Annotated in this window: 19 protein-coding genes; all 19 read left to right on the top strand. The window is 65.3% G+C overall.

Annotation, left to right across the window (positions count from 1 at the left end; genetic code table 11):
* Window positions 1-20: 20 nt before the first annotated feature.
* The 19 genes from ftsY (at window position 21) to dprA (ending at window position 19689) form a co-directional block, all read left to right on the top strand.
* Window positions 21-1445: a signal recognition particle-docking protein FtsY gene (ftsY, locus tag ACZI8Q_RS08620; RefSeq protein WP_463373084.1), complete on the top strand. Its 1425-nt coding sequence runs from the start codon at window positions 21-23 to the stop codon at window positions 1443-1445.
* Between the two features lie 241 nt (window positions 1446-1686).
* Complete coding sequence (locus ACZI8Q_RS08615) at window positions 1687-2946, top strand: ammonium transporter (protein WP_463373177.1); 1260 nt, start codon at window positions 1687-1689, stop codon at window positions 2944-2946.
* 93 nt (window positions 2947-3039) lie between these two features.
* A complete protein-coding gene (locus ACZI8Q_RS08610) occupies window positions 3040-3378 on the top strand; it encodes a P-II family nitrogen regulator (RefSeq protein ID WP_463373083.1) in 339 nt (112 codons plus the stop codon).
* Window positions 3368-5929 (top strand): [protein-PII] uridylyltransferase, encoded by a 2562-nt coding sequence (locus ACZI8Q_RS08605; RefSeq protein ID WP_463373082.1) that lies wholly within the window; start codon window positions 3368-3370, stop codon window positions 5927-5929. Before ACZI8Q_RS08610 ends, ACZI8Q_RS08605 begins: the two co-directional genes overlap by 11 nt.
* Before the next feature lie 96 nt (window positions 5930-6025).
* Window positions 6026-7603: a signal recognition particle protein gene (gene ffh, locus ACZI8Q_RS08600; protein ID WP_463373081.1), complete on the top strand. Its 1578-nt coding sequence runs from the start codon at window positions 6026-6028 to the stop codon at window positions 7601-7603.
* A gap of 4 nt (window positions 7604-7607) precedes the next feature.
* Window positions 7608-8693 carry an amidohydrolase family protein gene (locus ACZI8Q_RS08595; protein WP_463373080.1) on the top strand — a complete coding sequence of 362 codons (1086 nt, stop codon included), beginning with the start codon at window positions 7608-7610 and terminating at the stop codon, window positions 8691-8693.
* 175 nt (window positions 8694-8868) lie between these two features.
* Window positions 8869-9324, top strand: a complete 456-nt coding sequence (rpsP, locus tag ACZI8Q_RS08590; protein ID WP_463373079.1) for a 30S ribosomal protein S16 — start codon at window positions 8869-8871, stop codon at window positions 9322-9324.
* Window positions 9321-9563 (top strand): RNA-binding protein, encoded by a 243-nt coding sequence (locus ACZI8Q_RS08585; protein ID WP_463373078.1) that lies wholly within the window; start codon window positions 9321-9323, stop codon window positions 9561-9563. Before rpsP ends, ACZI8Q_RS08585 begins: the two co-directional genes overlap by 4 nt.
* A gap of 12 nt (window positions 9564-9575) precedes the next feature.
* A complete protein-coding gene (rimM, locus tag ACZI8Q_RS08580; RefSeq protein ID WP_463373077.1) occupies window positions 9576-10124 on the top strand; it encodes a ribosome maturation factor RimM in 549 nt (182 codons plus the stop codon).
* A 9-nt stretch (window positions 10125-10133) separates the two neighbouring features.
* Complete coding sequence (trmD, locus tag ACZI8Q_RS08575) at window positions 10134-10826, top strand: tRNA (guanosine(37)-N1)-methyltransferase TrmD (RefSeq protein WP_463373076.1); 693 nt, start codon at window positions 10134-10136, stop codon at window positions 10824-10826.
* Between the two features lie 57 nt (window positions 10827-10883).
* Complete coding sequence (locus tag ACZI8Q_RS08570) at window positions 10884-13193, top strand: Tex family protein (RefSeq protein WP_463373075.1); 2310 nt, start codon at window positions 10884-10886, stop codon at window positions 13191-13193.
* Between the two features lie 51 nt (window positions 13194-13244).
* Window positions 13245-14129, top strand: coding sequence for a hypothetical protein (locus ACZI8Q_RS08565; protein ID WP_463373074.1), 885 nt, complete (start codon window positions 13245-13247; stop codon window positions 14127-14129).
* Window positions 14130-14222: 93 nt separating this feature from the next.
* A complete protein-coding gene (rplS, locus tag ACZI8Q_RS08560; RefSeq protein WP_463373073.1) occupies window positions 14223-14564 on the top strand; it encodes a 50S ribosomal protein L19 in 342 nt (113 codons plus the stop codon).
* A gap of 105 nt (window positions 14565-14669) precedes the next feature.
* Window positions 14670-15467 (top strand): signal peptidase I, encoded by a 798-nt coding sequence (gene lepB, locus ACZI8Q_RS08555; protein WP_463373176.1) that lies wholly within the window; start codon window positions 14670-14672, stop codon window positions 15465-15467.
* Window positions 15468-15492: 25 nt separating this feature from the next.
* Window positions 15493-16176, top strand: a complete 684-nt coding sequence (locus ACZI8Q_RS08550) for a ribonuclease HII (protein ID WP_463373072.1) — start codon at window positions 15493-15495, stop codon at window positions 16174-16176.
* Window positions 16177-16213: 37 nt separating this feature from the next.
* Window positions 16214-16531: a DUF2469 domain-containing protein gene (locus ACZI8Q_RS08545; RefSeq protein ID WP_005240496.1), complete on the top strand. Its 318-nt coding sequence runs from the start codon at window positions 16214-16216 to the stop codon at window positions 16529-16531.
* A gap of 148 nt (window positions 16532-16679) precedes the next feature.
* Complete coding sequence (locus ACZI8Q_RS08540; protein ID WP_463373071.1) at window positions 16680-17036, top strand: YraN family protein; 357 nt, start codon at window positions 16680-16682, stop codon at window positions 17034-17036.
* Complete coding sequence (locus tag ACZI8Q_RS08535; protein ID WP_463373070.1) at window positions 17036-18559, top strand: YifB family Mg chelatase-like AAA ATPase; 1524 nt, start codon at window positions 17036-17038, stop codon at window positions 18557-18559. The genes ACZI8Q_RS08540 and ACZI8Q_RS08535 overlap by 1 nt, the downstream gene beginning before the upstream one ends.
* 32 nt (window positions 18560-18591) lie before the next feature.
* Window positions 18592-19689, top strand: a complete 1098-nt coding sequence (gene dprA, locus ACZI8Q_RS08530) for a DNA-processing protein DprA (protein WP_463373175.1) — start codon at window positions 18592-18594, stop codon at window positions 19687-19689.
* Window positions 19690-19727: the final 38 nt, after the last annotated feature.

Genomic DNA, 19727 nt, shown 5'->3' with positions numbered 1-19727 from the left:
TCGCCTGAAACAATGGCCGCGTGACTACCGGAGCCTGGATTGCCCTCGCGGCCGTATTGGCCGTCCTTCTCGTCGTCCTCGTCGTCGGAACGGTGCTCTACCGCCGTCGACGTATTTCGCTCACAGAGCCGGAGAAGCCTCAGGTCGACGCGGGGGAGAAGGACCGATCAGGCGGCTATCGCGCCGGCGGCGGATTCGATTTCAGTCAGGGTGCCACGACAACGGCACCGCCGCGGGAGGCGGTGCCCGAGCCGCGAGAACCGGTTCGCGCTCCCGAGCCGGAAGCTGTGGTCGAGCGGGAGAAAGTGGCCGAGCCGGAACCGGTAACGGAACCCCAGCCGGGGGAGCAGCCGGAGAAGCCCACGCCCGAGCCGGAACCCGAGGTCGTCGCGGAGCCGGAGCCCGAACCGGAAGCCAAGCCCGAACCCGAGCCCAAGCCCGAACCCGAGCCCGGGCCCGAGCCGGAACCCACGCCCAAGCCCGAACCCGAACCGGAGCCGGAAGCGCCCGCTCTCGACGAGATCGCGCCGACGGAAGGCCGCTTGGATCGGCTGCGGGGTCGTCTGTCGCGGTCTCAGTCGGCGGTGGGAAAGAGTCTGCTCGGCATCCTCGGCGGCGGCGACCTCGATGAGGATTCCTGGGAAGACATCGAGGACACCCTGCTGATCGCCGATCTGGGGTCGGCCACCACCACCAAGATTGTGGACACACTGCGTGAGCAGATGGCCGCGCGCAGTGTGCGTACCGAAGCCGATGCGCGGGCATTGCTGCGCGAGGTCATGATCGCGGAGCTGAAGCCGGAGTTGGATCGTTCGATCAAGGCTCTGCCGCACGCGGATCATCCGTCGGTATTGCTGGTCGTCGGTGTGAACGGCACCGGTAAGACCACCACGACCGGCAAGCTGGCGCGAGTACTGGTGGGCGATGGCCGCCGAGTGGTGCTCGGTGCAGCGGACACGTTCCGTGCGGCGGCGGCAGATCAGCTTCAGACGTGGGCAGAGCGCGTCGGTGCCGAAGTGGTGCGCGGGAAGGAAGGGGCGGACCCTGCCGCGATCGCATTCGATGCCGTCGTCAAGGGCACCGAACACGGTGTCGACGCCGTTCTGATCGACACCGCCGGCCGACTGCACACCAAGACCGGACTGATGGACGAGTTGGGCAAGGTGAAGCGGGTCGTCGAGAAGAAGGCGTCCGTCGACGACGTCCTTCTCGTCCTCGATGCCACCATCGGACAGAACGGTCTCGCTCAGGCTCGGGTGTTCGCCGAGGTCGTAGACATCACCGGCGTGGTATTGACCAAGCTCGACGGCACCGCAAAGGGCGGGATCGTGTTCCAAGTGCAGCACGAACTCGGAGTGCCCGTGAAGCTGGTGGGTCTCGGTGAAGGTGCGGACGATCTGGCTCCGTTCGAGCCGGGCGCATTCGTCGACGCGCTCCTGGGGTGAGTCCGCAGCTTCCGATGCGAACTGTGAACCTCACACCGCTCTCGGGACGGCAAAAGGCCTGGCGAAACGTAGCTGCAACATAATTCGCCCATCCGTTCACACCCACGAAACGGTGGAGTGCCACAGCGGAAACACCACGAAACCACGCTTCTCCTTACAACGTGCTGTCCCCCGGCGCGCGACTAGGAGGTAGTAAGTGAGTCCCGACGAAGTGTTGGCAAACTCCGGTAATGCCGCGTGGATGCTGATGGCAGCATCCCTGGTGCTGTTGATGACCCCCGGCCTGGCGTTCTTCTACGGAGGCATGTCCCGGTCGAAGTCCGTCCTGAACATGATGATGATGTCGTTCGGGTCGATGGCCGTCATCGCCGTCGTATACGTGCTGTGGGGCTGGTCGATGTCCTACGGAACGCAGGACATCGGCGGGATCTTCGCGAACCCGTTCGAGTTCTTCGGGTTGCAGGACAGCATCACCGATGCGGACGGCAACTTCATCGCCGGTGCGTTCGGGTACCCGAACGTCATCGACATCGCCTTCCAGGTGACGTTCGCGATCATCACCACCGCACTGATCAGCGGTGCACTCGCCGAGCGGGTGAAGTTCGGTACCTGGATGCTGTTCTCGGCCATCTGGGTCACGGTCGTCTACTTCCCCCTCGCACACATGGTGTGGGGCGGCGGACTGCTCTCCCACGCCGAGGACGGCCTGGCGGCGATGATGTTCGGCACGGTCGACGACGGCGAGGGTGGCCTCACCGCCGCGGTCGCGCCGATCGACTTCGCCGGTGGCACCGTTGTGCACATCAACGCCGGTATCGCGGCATTCGTTCTCGCTGTGATCGTCGGAAAGCGCGCGGGATTCGGCAAGACCGCGTTCCGCCCCCACAACCTGCCCTTCGTGATGCTCGGCGCCGCACTGCTGTGGTTCGGCTGGTTCGGATTCAACGCCGGTTCGGCCTTCGCCGCCGACGGCTCCGCCGGACTTGCGTGGGTCAACACCACCTCTGCTACCGCAGCTGCGATTCTCGGCTGGCTTCTCACGGAACGCATCCGTGACGGCCGCGCCACCAGCCTGGGTGCCGCGTCGGGTGCTGTTGCCGGTCTCGTGGCCATCACCCCGGCAGCCGGCTCGCTCAGCCCGGTCGGCTCGCTGGCACTCGGCGTGGTCGCCGGTATCCTGTCCGCACTCGCCGTGGGTCTGAAGTTCCGCTTCGGCTACGACGACTCGCTCGATGTGGTCGGCGTGCACCTCGTTTCCGGATTGTGGGGCACGGTCGCGATCGGCTTCCTCGGGACCGAGACCGGTTTGTTCTACGGTGGTGACTACAAGCAGTTGGTCGTCCAAACGGTGATCGCTGTGGTCGCGCTCGTCTTCACCGCGGTACTGACCGCCGTCATCGCGCTGGCCCTGAAGCCGCTCGGCTGGCGGGTCTCGCCCGAGGCGGAAGCCCGCGGGATCGACGAGTCCGAACACGCTGAGACCGCGTACGACCTTGTGTAACTCGCTGAATGCACCGTCCGATCCGCTGATGACGCTGGTCAGCTCGGACAATGGCTCTACTGTGAACCGCAGGACATTGGAAGGAATCACGAAATGAAGCTGATCACGGCAATCGTCAAGCCGTTTACCCTCGAGGACGTGAAGACCGGGCTCGAGCAGGCCGGTGTGGTCGGCATGACCGTCAGCGAGGTTCAGGGCTACGGCCGGCAGAAGGGCCACACCGAGGTCTACCGGGGTGCCGAGTACTCCGTCGACTTCGTCCCCAAGGTGCGCGTAGAGGTCGTCGTGGACGACTCGGCGGTGGACAAGGTGGTCGAACTGATCGTCGAGGCCGCTCGTACCGGCAAGATCGGTGACGGCAAGGTATGGGTGTCGCCGGTCGAATCGGTGATCCGCGTGCGTACCGGCGAGCGCGGCTCGGATGCGCTCTGACCCGAACGGGTCCGGATCGTTCGGCCCTGGTTCTGCTGCTTCGGCTGCAGAACCAGGGCCGTCCGTGTCTACGGGCTCCAGCGGTTCCAGTGCGGCGGCGGACCTTGTCCGTGCCCGCAAGCAACTCCTGAGCGGTGGCCGTAGAGGGCATGTTTCGGGGCAGGCAACTGCTGCCCGGCGCCTCGACGCACCCGGATTGCGTAACGCTCTGGTCGATCTCCACGAGTTCTGGCTGACCACCAAGGGTGCCGAACTGGGTATGGGTGCGCACGGTGGTTTCGCACTGATGGCCGTGGGTGGACTGGGTCGGCGTGAGCTGTTGCCGCATTCAGACTTGGATCTGATCCTGTTGCACGACAACCTCGAGCCCGCAGTCGTGTCGCAGATAGCAGACCAACTCTGGTACCCACTGTGGGACGCACACATCAAGCTCGACCACAGTGTGCGGACCATCCCGGAGGCGTTGCAGGTGGCGGCCACCGACATGACGGCCGCGCTCGGGATGCTCGAGGCCCGTCACATCGTCGGCGACGGGGAACTGAGCAATCTCCTGATCGGCGGTGTTCGGCGTCAGTGGCGTAACGACATTCGGCACCGCTTCGACGAGCTGATCGACCAGACCCGCAACCGTTGGGAACGCAGTGGTGAGATCGCTCATCGTGCCGAGCCCGATCTGAAGAGCGGTCGTGGGGGGCTGCGCGACGTGCAACTGTTGAACGCGTTGGCGATAGCGCAGTTGACCGACGGCATGCCGGGGCTCGGGGTGCGGGCACCGGGAGGGGGACTGTCCGCCGCGCACGGTCGCCTCCTCGACGTTCGAACCGAACTTCATCGGGTCGCAGGTAGGGCCCGTGATCAACTGCTTGCTCAGGACGCGGACGAAATCGGTGCAGCCCTGCGAATAGGTGACCGATTCGATCTGGCGAGAACGCTGAGCGATTCGGCTCGGACGATCGGCTACTCCGTCGATGTCGGTATCCGTACTGCTGCCAACTCCCTGCCACGCCGAGGTCTGTCGACGGTGCGTCGGGTGCCGGTGCGCAGACCCCTGGACGAGGGTGTTGTCGAGCATGCGGGCGAGGTCGTGCTGGCGCGAGATGCGCAGCCGAAAAAGGACCCGGCGTTGATCACGCGCGTCGCGGCTGCGTCGGCACAGACGGGGATGCCGATGTCGGCGTCGACGCTGCGTCGGCTCGCGGACAGCGCACCCGAGCTGCGCGAGCCGTGGCCGAAGGAGGCACTGAACGATCTTCTCGTGCTTCTGGGCTGCGGCACACGCATGATCCCGGCCATCGAGGCGCTCGACCGGACGGGCCTGTGGGGCCGGTTGCTGCCCGAATGGGGAGCGGTCCGAGATCTCCCACCACGCGATGCGGTGCACACGTGGACCGTGGATCGCCACCTGGTCGAGACCGTGGCGTATGCCAGCGGATTCACGACCCGTGTCTCCCGTCCCGACCTTCTGGTGCTCGGCGCCCTGTTGCATGACATAGGAAAGGGGCGTGGCGGTGACCACAGCGTCGTCGGTGCGGACCTGGCCACCCAGATCGGGAACCGGCTCGGGCTGTGGCCGTCGGATGTTGCACTGCTGACTGCCATGGTGCGACACCATCTCCTGCTGCCTCAAACGGCGACCCGCCGCGACCTCGATGATCCGGCCACTGTGCAGAGCGTGGTCGACGCACTGGGCGGCAACACGATCCTCCTCGAACTGCTCCACGCGTTGGCAGAGGCCGATTCACGGGCAACCGGCCCAGGGGTGTGGGGTGACTGGAAGTCGTCGCTCATCGGCGAACTGGTACGCCGGTGCCGGATGGTGATGGCGGGAGACGCACTACCCACGCCCGACCCGTTGGGTCCCGAAGTTGTCGCCTTGGCCGAAAGAGGCGGCGTGCATGTGACCCTGAGTGGCACCGATACAGCACACACCTTCGTCGTCACAGTCGTGGCGCCCGATACGAAGGGTCTGCTGGCGAAGGCTGCGGGAGTAATGGCCCTGAACTCGTTGCGCGTGTATTCCGCCTCGTTGGGCGCGCACGACGGCACGGCTGTGAACTCGTTCGTCGTCTCGCCCAGCTTCGGCACACCGCCCCAGGCCGGATTGCTTCGTCAGGAACTGGTCCGGGCTCTGGCCGGGGAACTCGATCTGCTGAAGACTCTCGACGAGCGGGATGCCCAGGCGCGCGAGCAGAGGAGCAGTGAGCGGTTCGAGGGGGCGGGGGTGCCCGTGCTGTGGGCGCAGTCGCCGCCACGCATCATCTGGTTCGACGCCCCGGCGAACGGCGAAGCCATCTTGGAGTTGCGGGCCGAAGACCGGGTCGGGTTGTTGTGCCGGTTGGCCTTCGCGCTCGAGGCCAGTGGAGCTGACGTGCGGTGGGCTCGGGTGAGTACTCTCGGATCGTCCGTCATCGACGCTTTCTGTATCGACCTCGGTGACGGGGACACCCGTGCGGTGCGTGAAGAACTCGAGGCCGCGGTCCTGTCGGTGGTTCCCCTCGCACGGCCCGACAAGCCCGCAGCCGAACAGGCCGATGGTGGAAGGGGCCAGTGATCGACCGAACCGCAACGGCTACCCTGGTGTCCGAGACTGTCCACGCAGTCGGTGCATTCGCCTCGGCCCATTCGTACGAACTCAGGAGCGCACTCGGTGTTCGAATCCCTTTCCGACAGATTGACCGGATCCCTCAAGGATCTGCGTGGCAAGGGTCGACTCTCCGGAGCTGACATCGACGCGACGTGTCGTGAGATCAGGCTTGCTCTGCTCGAGGCCGACGTCGCCCTGCCGGTCGTGCGGACCTTCATCGCGAAGATCAAGGAACGCGCGAAGGGCGTCGAGGTGTCCGGCGCGCTCAATCCTGCGCAGCAGGTCGTCAAGATCGTCAACGAGGAACTCGTCGGCATCCTCGGTGGCGAGACCCGACGCCTGGTGTACGCGAAGACCCCGCCGACGGTCATCATGCTGGCCGGCCTGCAGGGGTCCGGTAAGACGACCCTGGCAGGGAAGCTGGCCAAGTGGCTGAAGGACCAGGGGCACACCCCACTTCTGGTTGCGTGTGACCTTCAGCGGCCCGGCGCCGTCACGCAGTTGCAGATCGTCGGTGAGCGGGCAGGGGCAGCCGTCTTCGCCCCGCACCCGGGCACCTCGGTCGGCGGTGGCGACAACGAGCTCGGCATCACCGCCGCGGACCCGGTCGAGGTTGCGCGGGCGGGTGTCGAAGAAGCCCGCAACAAGCAGTACGACGTCGTCGTGGTGGACACCGCAGGTCGGCTCGGTATCGATTCCGAACTGATGGCACAGGCCGCGGGTATCCGCGACGCTGTCGATCCGGACGAGACCATCTTCGTGCTCGACGCGATGATCGGTCAGGACGCCGTCAGCACTGCCGAAGCGTTCCGCGAAGGTGTCGGTTTCACCGGTGTGGTGCTTACCAAGCTCGACGGCGATGCCCGTGGTGGTGCGGCGCTGAGCGTCCGCGAGGTGACGGGACAGCCCATTCTGTTCGCGTCGACCGGTGAGAAGCTCGAGGACTTCGACGTCTTCCACCCGGATCGCATGGCGAGCCGCATCCTCGGTATGGGTGACGTACTCAGCCTCATCGAGGCTGCCGAACAGCATTTCGATGCCGAACAGGCAGAGGCGACCGCGGGCAAGATCGGCTCCGGTCAGCTCACCCTCGAAGACTTCCTCGAGCAGATGATGGCCGTCCGCAAGATGGGTCCCATCGGCAACCTGCTCGGCATGCTGCCGGGTGCCGCCCAGATGAAGGACCAGCTCGCGAACGTCGACGAAAAGCAACTCGACCGCGTTCAGGCCATCATCCGCGGTATGACCCCGGCCGAACGTGCCGATCCGAAGATCATCAACGCTTCTCGACGTTTGCGTATCGCCAACGGATCCGGTGTGAAGGTGTCCGACGTCAATCAGTTGGTCGACCGCTTCTTCGAGGCGCGGAAGATGATGGCGGCGATGGCGGGCCGCATGGGCATGCCGGGATCGCGTAAGCCGCAACGCGGTAAGAAGGGCAAGAAGGGCAAGAAGGGCAAGGGCAGGGGACCGACCCCGCCGAAGATGAAGGGCGGCTTCCCGGGCGGAATGCCCGGTGGATTCCCGGGCATGCCCGGCGGCGGTATGCCGGATCTGTCCCAGATGCCGAAGGGTCTCGACGAGTTGCCTCCGGGGCTCGAAGGGCTCGATCTGTCGCAGCTGAAGCTTCCGAAGAAGTAGGCCGATGAGCGCCCTGCATCTGCGCGGAACGCTCCTGCCCGGTGAGCAGGAGACCGACCTGTGGGTCGACGGCGATGTGATCTCGTTCGAGCCGGTCGCCGGGGCAGAAACCGTGTCCGACACAGGATGGATCGTGCCTGGACTCGTCGACGCGCACTGCCACGTCGGCATCAAATTCGGTGGTGGTGGCGGTGAAAGCAGAGAGGGCCTGTTGGCGCAGGCGGTCACCGAGCGCGACGCCGGCGTCCTGCTGCTGCGAGATGCGGGTTCACCCGTCGACACTCGCATCGTCGACGATCGTCCGGATCTGCCGAGGATCATCCGGGCCGGTCAGCACATCGCGGCTCCCAAACGCTATATACCGGGGCTGCCCGTCGACCTCGACGACGAATCGCAGCTACCCGACGAGGTCGTGCGTCAGGCCCGGGCAGGCGATGGTTGGGTCAAACTCGTCGGCGACTGGATCGACCGCTCGATCGGCGATCTGGCACCGCTGTGGAGTGACGACATTCTGGTCGAGGCGATCGCGGCGGCACACCGTGAGGGTGCCCGTGTGACCGCACACGTGTTCGCCGAGGATGCGCTGCCCGGCCTGATCAACGCCGGTATCGACTGCATCGAGCACGGCACCGGGCTCACGGACGAGACCATCGATCTGATGGTGGCGTCCGGCGCGGCCCTCGTTCCGACGCTCGTGAACATTGCCACCTTCCCGGAGATCGCCGACTCCGCGGGCAAGTACCCGATCTATGCCGCGCACATGCGCGACCTCCATTCACGGGTGAAGGCGACGATCGGCGCAGCGCACGAGGCCGGAATTCCGATCTATGCGGGCACGGATGCGGGTGGCTCGATCAGGCACGGCCGAATCGCCGACGAGGTCGAGGAGCTGAAGTCGGTCGGCATGTCGCCGACCGACGCGCTGGGCGCGGCCAGTTGGAACGCGCGGACGTGGCTGGGGCACGAGAGTCTGAGCGCGGGCGCGTCGGCAGACCTGGTCGTGTTTCGCGGCGATCCGCGCTCGAGTATCGACGTCCTGCGTGAACCAGATCTGGTGATACTCCGCGGTGCGGTCGTAAAGGCGAGATGACCTGGTTTTCGCTGGGCTACGCGCGTCTGGCAGAATGGTCCGCTGTCGTCGCATCCGGTTACGTACCGCGCGGCGGTCACAGGTAAGAGGCAAAACCGGGCCCGCTATCCCTGCGGGTCGCTGAATTGCACGTGACACGTGCGCACTCGTGCGCGCTGAAGGAGAACACACAGCAATGGCTGTCAAGATCAAGCTCACCCGGCTCGGCAAGATCCGCAACCCGCAGTACCGCATCGTCGTCGCCGACTCCCGTACGCGCCGCAACGGTCGCGTGATCGAGACCATCGGCAAGTACCAGCCCAAGGAAGAGCCCTCGTTCATCGAGGTCGATTCCGAGCGCGCGCAGTACTGGCTGGGTGTGGGCGCACAGCCCACCGAACCCGTCGAGGCCATCCTCAAGGTCACCGGTGACTGGCAGAAGTTCAAGGGCCTGCCCGGCGCCGAGGGAACTCTCAAGAAGGCAGAGGCCAAGCCCACCAAGCTCGAGCTGTTCCAGGCCGCGCTCGCGCAGGCCGAGAACGAGCCCGTTGCCGAGGCCGTCACCCCCAAGAAGAAGAAGGCGAAGGCCGATGATGCCGACGCTCCGGCAGAAGACGCCGCAGCCGATGACGCCGAGGCTGCGCAGAAGTGAGTGACCTCGTCGCCGATGCCGTTGAGCACCTCGTTCGGGGCATCGTCGCCAATCCCGACGACGTTCGTGTCGAGCTGATCACCGGGCGTCGGGGACGCACCGTCGAGGTTCACGTGAACCCCGACGACCTGGGCAAGGTCATCGGCCGTGGCGGGCGCACCGCCACCGCGCTGCGGACTCTGGTCTCCGGAGTCGGCGGCCGCGGCATCCGTGTCGATGTCGTCGACACCGACCAGTAGACGGCTCAGGTAGTGGAGCTCGTAGTCGGCCGAGTGGTCAAATCGCACGGCATCAAAGGCGAACTGGTCGTCGAGGTTCGTACGGACGAACCCGACGAGCGTTTCGCTGTCGGTGCGGAACTGCGTGGACATAAGCCGCGCGAGCGCACATTCGAAACATACGAGGTGGAAGCCGCCCGGGAGCACTCCGGGCGGCTTCTGCTGCGCCTGGTCGGGGTGGCCGACCGCAACGCAGCCGACGCGCTGCGCGGAACGCTGTTCGTGATCGACAGCTCCCAACTCGAATCGCCGGAAGATCCGGACGAGTTCTACGACCACGAACTCGAGGGTCTGTCCGTGCGCTTGGCGGACGGTTCCGAGGTGGGAACGGTGGGTGAGGTGCTCCATTCGGCGGCAGGTGAGCTGTTGTCGATCCGGCCCGCCGGAGAAGATCGGGAGATTCTCGTTCCCTTCGTTGCCGCCATCGTCACATCGGTGTCGGTAGCGGACGGTGTGGTCGAGATCGATCCGCCCGAGGGTCTGCTCGATCCCGATTTCGGCGAACCGGCCGACGGCAAGTAGGCGATTCTCGTGCGCCTCGACGTCGTCACCATCTTTCCCGAGTATCTGGAACCGCTCCGAGCTGCCTTGCTGGGCAAGGCCATCGACAAGGGACTGATCTCGGTCGGTGTGCACGACCTCCGCGACTGGACGCACGACGTTCACAAGGCGGTGGACGATTCGCCGTACGGGGGCGGCCCGGGCATGGTCATGAAACCGAGCGTGTGGGGTCCTGCGCTGGACGACGTGTTGACGTCACGGGACGCGGATGCCGACCCGATTCTCGTGGTACCGACCCCGGCCGGAGTTCCATTCACCCAGTCGACGGCGCATCGGTGGGCCGAGGAGAAGCACCTCGTTTTCGCGTGTGGGCGCTACGAGGGAATCGACCAGCGCGTGTTCGACGACGCGGCACGCCGTGTGCGCGTCGAAGAGGTCAGCATCGGTGACTATGTGCTCATCGGTGGTGAGGCCGCTGTGCTGGTGATGGCGGAGGCCGTCGTTCGTCTCCTCCCTGGTGTGCTGGGAAATCAGCAGTCGCACCGAGAAGATTCGTTCTCCGACGGACTCCTCGAAGGTCCGAGCTATACGCGGCCGGCCAGTTGGCGCGACCTCGAGGTACCACCCGTTCTGCTGTCCGGTGACCACGCCAAGGTTGCCGCGTGGCGCCGAGAGCAGTCGCTCGCCCGGACGGCGCAGCGGCGCCCGGATCTTTTGCCTTAGAGGGTCGCCGCTCACCGACGAAATCGGTGTCTCAGAGGGACTGTAGGGTCAGTTTTCGTGACTCTCAAGACCGTGAATCAGCGCATTGCCGAGGAACTCGACGTTCGTGAAGGGCAGGTGGCCGCTGCCGTAGACCTTCTCGACGGCGGGTCGACAGTCCCATTCATCGCCCGGTACCGCAAGGAAGTCACGGGCATGCTCGACGACGCGCAACTACGCCAGCTCGAAGAACGTCTGCGGTACTTGCGCGAGCTCGACGAACGCCGCGAGGCGATTCTCGAATCCATCGACGGACAGGGGAAACTCGACGACCAGCTGCGCGGCCAGATCATGCTCGCGGAGACGAAGGCCAGGCTCGAGGACATCTACCTGCCGTTCAAACCGAAGCGGCGCACCAAGGCGCAGATCGCCCGTGAAGCCGGGCACGAGCCGGTGGCAGACACACTGATCGGCGATCCGTCCACCGACCCGGCCACGTTCACCGACGACCAACTCGGCGGCGCCCGGGCGATTCTGGTCGAGCGATTCGCCGAGGACGCCGACCTGGTCGGCGAATTGCGCGAGTTGATGTGGACCCGCGGACGGCTCGTGACATCGGTCAAAAAGGGCAAGGAAACCGAGGGCGCGAAGTTCGCCGACTATTTCGAGTTCTCCGAACCCTTCACGAACCTGCCGTCGCACCGGATCCTGGCCGCACTCCGAGGCGAGAAGGAAGGCGTGCTGACACTGACCCTCGCCCCCGACGAGGACGAGCCCACACCGGGTGCTCCCACCGTGTTCGAGGGCCGGATCGCGAACCGGTTCGACATTGCGGACCGCGGGCGCGCGGGCGACAAGTGGCTGCTCGACACGGTCCGTTGGGCGTGGCGCACCAAGTTGCTCGTCACCATGGGGATCGACATCCGCATGCGGTTGCGCCAGTCGGCGGAGTCGGACGCAGTGGAAGTATTCGCGAACAACCTGCGTGATCTGCTCCTGGCCGCACCGGCGGGAACGCGGCCGACGATGGGCCTCGACCCGGGGTTTCGGACGGGAACGAAGGTCGCGGTGGTGGATGCGACCGGCAAGGTCGTCGCCCACGAGACCATCTACCCGCACCAGCCGCACGGCAAGTGGGACGCTTCGCTGGCCACCCTTGCGAGTCTGGTCGCACAGTACGGTGTCGAACTTATCGCGATCGGAAACGGCACAGCGTCACGCGAAACCGACGGCCTGGCCGGCGAACTGATCAAGAAGTCCGGGTCGCCGAACCTGACCAAGATCGTCGTCTCGGAGGCCGGAGCATCGGTGTACTCGGCATCGGCGTACGCGTCCAGGGAGTTGCCGGACCTCGATGTGTCGATCCGAGGTGCCGTGTCCATCGCACGCAGACTTCAGGATCCCTTGGCCGAGTTGGTGAAGATCGAACCCAAGTCGATCGGTGTCGGGCAGTACCAGCACGACATTTCAGAAACCTTGCTGGCCCGATCCCTGGGCGCGGTGGTCGAAGACGCCGTGAACGCGGTGGGCGTCGACGTCAACACCGCTTCGGTGCCCCTGCTCTCGCGCGTCTCCGGCATCGCCGGGTCGTTGGCGGAGAGCATCGTGACGCACCGTGACGAGAACGGCCCGTTCCGCAGCAGGAAGGGACTGAAAGACGTCGCTCGGCTCGGCCCGAAGGCGTTCGAGCAGTGTGCCGGCTTCCTCCGTATCCCGAACGGTGACGATCCGCTCGACGCGTCCAGCGTGCACCCCGAGGCGTACCCCGTGGTGCGCAAGATCGTGGACGCCACCGGTACCGGGGTCGGGGAGATCATCGGAAATGAACGGGCACTGCGGGCGCTGAATGCCGCCGACTACGCCGACGCGCGCTTCGGTTTGCCGACGGTCACCGACATCATCGCCGAACTCGAGAAGCCCGGCCGCGACCCGCGACCCGAATTCAAGACCGCCACGTTCGCGGAGGGAATCGAGAAGGTTGCGCATCTCGAACCCGGAATGGTGCTCGAAGGTGTCGTCACCAACGTGGCTGCCTTCGGCGCATTCGTCGACGTGGGTGTGCATCAGGACGGACTCGTCCACGTCTCGGCGATGTCGCGCAACTTCGTGAAGGATCCGCACGACGTCGTGAAGTCGGGCGAGGTCGTGAAGGTCAAGGTTCTCGAGGTCGACGAGGCACGGCAACGTATCGGACTGACGCTGCGTCTCGACGACGAGCCCGGTGCCGGACCGGCGAAGAAGGATCGGCAGGGTAAGCCGAACGGGGGTCGGCAGGGTGCCGGGCGTCCGGGCCGCGAGCAGCGGGACCGGAGGGGTGGCCGTGGGAACTCGGCACCTCCCGGTGGTTCCATGGCCGATGCCTTGAAGAAGGCCGGATTCGGGCGCTAGGACGGGCGCGAGGGTGGAATGCTCGGAGCTGGGTCGATTTGAGAGGCGTCGATGCGGGACTGGCTGGAGCGGGAGATCGTCGGCAACGGCAGGCTGCCGTTGCTGTTCTTCCTCCTGGGCTTTCTGGTGTCGTTCCTGCTCATTCGGCTCAGTGTCCGGCTGATCCGTGCCGAGGTGAAATGGTGGCCGGGCAACGTCACACCGGCCGGCTATCACGTACATCACGTCGTGTTCGGCGTCGTCACCATGCTGGTGTCCGGCGGCGCGATCATCGCCGTGTACGAGGACGGATCGCAGACCACCGGTGCCGTGCTCGCCACCTTCTTCGGGATCGGCGCAGCCCTGGTGCTCGACGAGTTCGCGCTGATCTTCTATCTACAAGACGTCTATTGGTCCGAGCAGGGGAGGGCGTCGGTCGATGCGGTGTTCGTGGCGGTGGCCGTGACAGGGTTCGTGCTTCTCGGTTTTCGCCCCTTGGAACTGTTCGACGTTGCCGGTTTTCGTGACGATCCCGGCCCGTGGATTCGAGTTGCCATCAGCGTCGCTTCCCTGGTCAACCTACTGCTGGCGGCGATCGTGTTGACGAAAGGCAAGATCTGGACCGGCCTGGTCGGGCTGTTCGTGTTCCCGTTCCTGATCGTGGGTGCGCTGCGCCTCAGCAGGCCCGGTGCACCGTGGGCGCGATGGCGATACACCGAGAAGCCGAAGCGGATGCGCCGCGCGCTCGAGAGGGAGCGCCGGTGGCGTCGCCCGGTGATCCGGGTCAAGATCTACGTGCAGGACCTGATTGCGGGAACCCCCGACGTCGAGCACGCTCGGGTGGCGGCCGAGGCCGAACTCGAGCATGCCGTGCACGCTGCGCCTGCGCCGATTTCCTCGAGAGCATCTCGGTCTGGCACAATTGACGGGTTGCCTGGACCAGGCGACGCCACTTGAACCTGGGCACGAACCAGACGAGCGCCGGCAACATGAGTTGCCGAGTGCCGCTCGGTTCCTCTGCTCCTGCGAAAACGCAAGGATGGAACACCGATGAACACCCTCGATTTCCTGGACAAGAAGTCCCTCCGCGACGACGTCCCCGACTTCCGCCCCGGCGATACCCTCAACGTGCACGTGAAGGTCATCGAGGGCTCCAAGGAGCGTGTGCAGGTCTTCAAGGGCGTTGTCATCCGCCGTCAGGGTGGCGGTGTTCGTGAGACCTTCACCGTGCGCAAGGTGTCCTTCGGTGTCGGCGTCGAGCGCACCTTCCCTGTTCACAGCCCCAACCTCGCCCAGATCGAGGTCGTGACCCGCGGTGACGTCCGTCGCGCGAAGCTGTACTACCTCCGCGAACTGCGTGGCAAGGCTGCCAAGATCAAGGAAAAGCGCTGACCTTTCCGATGAGCCCGGCGTCGCAGGATTGCGGTGCCGGGCTAATCTGTTTTTGTGACTGATTCGCCGAAGGAGCAGGCCTTGTCGTTCGAGTCGCGGTCGTCCGTGTCGCAGCCGTCCGATTCGCATTCGTCCGAGAACGGCAAAGATGCAGCCGACGAGGCCGTCGAGCGTTTTGCCAAGACCGGCAAGGAGAAGAAGCAGCGCTCCTTCTGGCGCGAGCTGCCCATTCTCATTCTCGTGGCGCTCGTTCTGAGCTTTCTCCTGCAGACCTTCATTGCGCGGGTGTACCTGATCCCGTCTGCGTCGATGGAGCCGACTCTGCACGGCTGCCCCGGCTGTACCGGTGATCGCATCGTCGTGGAGAAGATCGGATACCGCTTCGGTGATCCCCAACCCGGCGACGTCATCGTGTTCCGCGGCCCGGAATCGTGGTCGGAAGGATACGTCTCGACCCGCTCCGACAATCCGATCGTGCGTGGCCTCGAAGAGGTCGGTTCCTGGGTGGGTCTCGTCCCGCCGGACGAAAATGATCTGGTCAAGCGAGTGATCGCCACCGGCGGACAAACTGTCGAGTGCTGTGACGAACAAGGTCGCATCCTCGTCGACGGAAAGCCGTTGGACGAGCCGTACGTCACCATGGACTTTCCGTTCGTTCCCGGTGAACTGACCTGCGAGACCGAACGAAAATCCGGACGGTGCTTCGGGCCTGTCACGGTGCCCGAAGGCAACTTGTGGATGATGGGCGACAACCGAAGCAACTCCGCTGATTCGCGTTATCACGTCGGCGACGAACGGCAGGGCACCATTCCCGAGGAGAACGTGATCGGCAAGGCACAGTTCATCGTGCTTCCCCCGGGGCGCATGGGCGGCATCAGCTCGCCGGACATTCAGGGCGACTGACTCTCGCAAAGGCAGGCACAACCCCGTGAGCGACAGGTGGCCACCTCGTACCGTCATCCGCAGATCGTCGGGTCTGCGGACCATGGAGTCTGCTCTGGCCCGTAGCGGGCTCGGTCCGGTTGCGGGGGTCGACGAGGCAGGACGAGGGGCGTGCGCCGGCCCGTTGATGGTGGCGGCGTGCATTCTCGCCCCGCGGCCACATCCCGCCCTCGCGCGGCTGAACGACTCGAAGAAGCTCACCGAGAAGGCCCGCGAGGAACTGTTCCCGGCCATCACCAGATTGGCCGTGTCGTGGAGCGTCGTGGCAGTGCCCGCCTGGGAAGTCGATGCAATCGGTGTTCATGTCGCCAACATCGAAGGGATGCGACGCGCTGTCGCCGGACTGGCGTCGGCGCCCGGCTACGTCCTCACCGACGGGTTCCGGGTGCCAGGCTTGCCGATGCCGTCGTTGCCGGTGATCGGTGGTGACGGAGCGGCGGCGTGTATTGCTGCTGCGAGTGTCCTCGCGAAGGTGACCCGGGACCGCGTGATGGTCGACCTCGACGATGGCCTGCCGGGATACGGGTTCGCGATCCACAAGGGGTACAGCACTCCGGCACATATGGCAGCGTTGGAAAGGCTGGGACCGAGCGACGAGCACCGTCATTCGTATGCGAATGTGGCAGCTGCACGGAACCGAGTGGGCGCCGCCGTCGGTGGTGCACGATGATGACAGTTCACACCAGACCAGGAGGGCTTTCAGTCCGATGAGTGCCGAGGATCTCGAGAAGTACGAAACCGAGATGGAGCTGTCGCTCTACCGCGAATACCGCGACATCGTCGGGCAGTTCTCGTATGTGGTGGAGACCGAGAGGCGCTTCTACCTGGCAAATTCGGTGGAACTGTTGCCCCACAACGCGGACGGCGAAATCTACTTCGAGCTGCGTATGTCGGATGCGTGGGTGTGGGACATGTACCGGCCGGCCCGGTTCGTGAAGTACGTCCGCGTGATCACGTTCAAGGACGTCAACATCGAAGAGCTTGACAAGCCCGATCTGCGCCTTCCCGACAACGGTCTGTCCTGACCACAGAGATTGTCCACAGTTTCCCGCGTGTCCACAGGGCAGTTGTTCGCCCAGTTCGCCGATACCGCACGATCGACCTCCGGCTGCACTCTGTGTGCAGGAGCGACCCCTTCGGGAGCGGGTCGCGGGGTGATCATGGAGGTCGTCGGTGGTGCACAATCTCGCGCTCGGAGCGCATGGCGAACAACTGGCGGCCGAGTACCTGGCCGGTGCGGGAATGGAGATCGTCGAACGCAACTGGCGCTCTCGCAACGGTGAGATAGACCTGATCGCCGCTGATGGAGACGGACTCGTCTTCGTCGAGGTGAAAACGCGAACGGGAACAGCGTTCGGACTTCCTGCGGAAGCGGTGACGGCCACCAAGCAACGCCGAATCAGGTTGCTGGGTCTGGAGTGGCTGAGAGAGTCGGAACGGCATTGGGGCCGGGTTCGATTCGACGTGGTGTCGATCCTTCTGGTGCGCGGCACTGCGCCCCGGATCGAGCACATCGAAGGCGCATTCTGATGCCGCTCGGGCGCGCGCATTCGGTGGCCGTGACCGGAGTCGACGGACAGGTTGTCGAGATCGAGGCAGACATCGGGCGTGGATTGCCCGCGATCCATCTCGTAGGGCTCCCGGACACGGCGCTGCAGGAAGCACGAGACCGAATTCGCGCTGCTGTCACCAACTCCGAGGAGCAGTGGCCCGACTCCAAGGTGATTCTGGCCCTGTCTCCTGCAACATTGCCCAAAGTGGGGTCCGTTTACGATTTGGCATTGGTTGCGGCAGTCATGGACGCTGCCGACAAGGTTCGAAGAGACCGGCTGCGGAAGACCGTATTGCTCGGTGAGTTGGCGCTCGACGGTCGGCTCCGTAGCGTTCGTGGAATTCTGCCGGCAGTGCTGGCTGCGAAGAACGCGGGATGGGCCACGGTGGTGGTCCCCGAATCCGCACTACCCGAGGCGGGTCTCGTGGGCGGGATCGAGATACTCGGCGCGACCACACTGCGGTCCGTGCTTGGATGGCTTCGTGGCGAGCGGCAGCTGACGTCGCCCGATCAGCCGGTACCGCGCGTGCGAGATGCCGGCGCCGATCTCAGTGAGGTGGCGGGACAGTCGGAGGCGCGGTGGGCGATCGAGGTCGCGGCGGCGGGAGCACATCACCTGATGCTCACCGGCCCACCCGGTATCGGAAAGACGATGCTCGCCCAGCGACTCCCCGGAGTATTGCCGCCGCTCACGGAGCGGGAATCCTTGGAAGTGACGGCGATTCATTCCGTTGCGGGAACGCTGCCGGTGGACCGGCCGATGATCGATCTCCCGCCGTTCATCGCGCCACACCACACCGCGTCGGTCAGTTCGCTCGTCGGTGGTGGTAGTGGAATGGCGAAGCCGGGCGCCGTGAGTAGGGCCCACCGCGGGGTGTTGTTTCTCGACGAGTGCGCTGAAATAGGAACCAAAGTGCTCGAGGCTCTCCGCACACCACTCGAGGACGGGGAAGTTCGGATCTCGAGACGAGATGGTGTGGCGCGGTACCCGGCTCGGTTTCAGATGATTCTCGCTGCGAATCCCTGTCCGTGTGCGCCGGCACGCGAAGCGGACTGTGTATGCGCCCCGACCGCGCGACGGAAATACCTCGGAAAGCTGTCCGGTCCGCTGATCGATCGAGTGGATCTGCGAGTGCGCATGCAATCCGTTGCTGCCGGTGCGTTGATCGACGAAGTGGGGGAGAGCACCGAAACGGTTCGCGACCGTGTCGCGCAGGCGCGGGCTGCGGCAACGGAGCGATGGAGTGAGTTCGGTTGGATCACCAACGCAGAAGTGCCCGGTCCGGCACTGCGTCAACGGTTTCGCCTCTCGAAAGCGGCTCTCGACCCGCTGGAACGGGCGCTGCGACGGGGTGTGATCACGGCGCGAGGTGCCGACAGGGCTCTCCGAGTCGCCTGGTCGGTCGCGGATCTCGCCGGGGTGAGCACGCCGGGTGCAGAACAGGTTGCCACGGCCTTGGGGTTTCGGGACAGGGGATTTCAGGACGGGGGACTGCAGTGACGACGGTGCAGGTGTGGCGAGACCCGCGAGTCCTGGCGTGGGCGTACTTGTCGAGGGTGGTGCAGGGGCCGTGTGCGCCGCTGACGAAACTGGTGGAGGAGGTCGGTCCGGAGGAAGCAGCGAGAGCGGTGCGTGAGCGTGATCTGTCCGAGTACCTCGGGGAACGAACGGTTGCCAGGGCCCATGTGAACACGGCCGCTCGGGATATCGAACTCGTGGCGCAGATGGGCGGTCGCCTCGTCACTCCCGACGACGACGAGTGGCCCGCGTGGCGGATGCTCGCGTTCGACGGGCTCGGCCACGCCAGGACCGATGGTCCGCCACTTGCATTATGGGTAGTGGGCGCTCGATCGTTGGCGGATCTGACCGATCGAGCGGTGTCCGTGGTGGGCACCCGGGCTGCGAGTGGCTACGGCGAGCACGTGACGGGAGAGATCGCAGGTGACCTCGCGGTCGACGGCTGGACCATCATCTCCGGTGCCGCGTTCGGGATCGACGGCGCAGCGCATCGCGCTGCCCTCGGTGTGGGTGGCCGGACCGTCGCGGTGCTCGCCTGTGGTGTCGATCGTGCCTATCCGGCGGGCCACGCACGACTCCTTCGGCAGATTTCGCGCAATGGTGCCGTCATCAGCGAATACGCTCCCGGAACCACTCCCGCCAAGCACAGGTTCCTGGCGCGTAACCGTCTCGTGGCAGCACTGTCGGACGGTCTTGTCGTCGTGGAAGCAGGATGGCGCAGCGGTGCCCGCAACACCGCGACCTGGGGACGACGTATGGGCCGCTCGGTGATGGCTGTCCCCGGCCCCGTGACGTCGGCGTCGTCGACCGGCTGCAACCGCATGATCAGAGAAGGCGAAGCCCGGTTGGTGGCGCGGGCGGTCGATGTGGTCGAAGAGGCAGGTCCGGTCGGATCTGGAGCCTGCGATGACGACGTGGTGCGTGAGACCGACTCGCTCGAAGGAAACGCCTTGCTGGTGTACGAGGCGCTGCCGGCGCGTGGCTCGCAATCGGTGCCGGGCCTGTCCGAGGAGTCCGGGGTGCCGATCGGGACGGTCCGGGCAGTGTTGGCCCAGTTGGAACTCGATGGATTCATCGTTCCCACCGATCAAGGATGGGCCCGTTCGCGATAACCCAGGTGTCACGGCGTGAAGCACATACACAGTGAGGA

The organism is Rhodococcus quanlei, from assembly GCF_055231015.1.
This window is presented reverse-complemented; position numbering and strand designations above follow the sequence as displayed.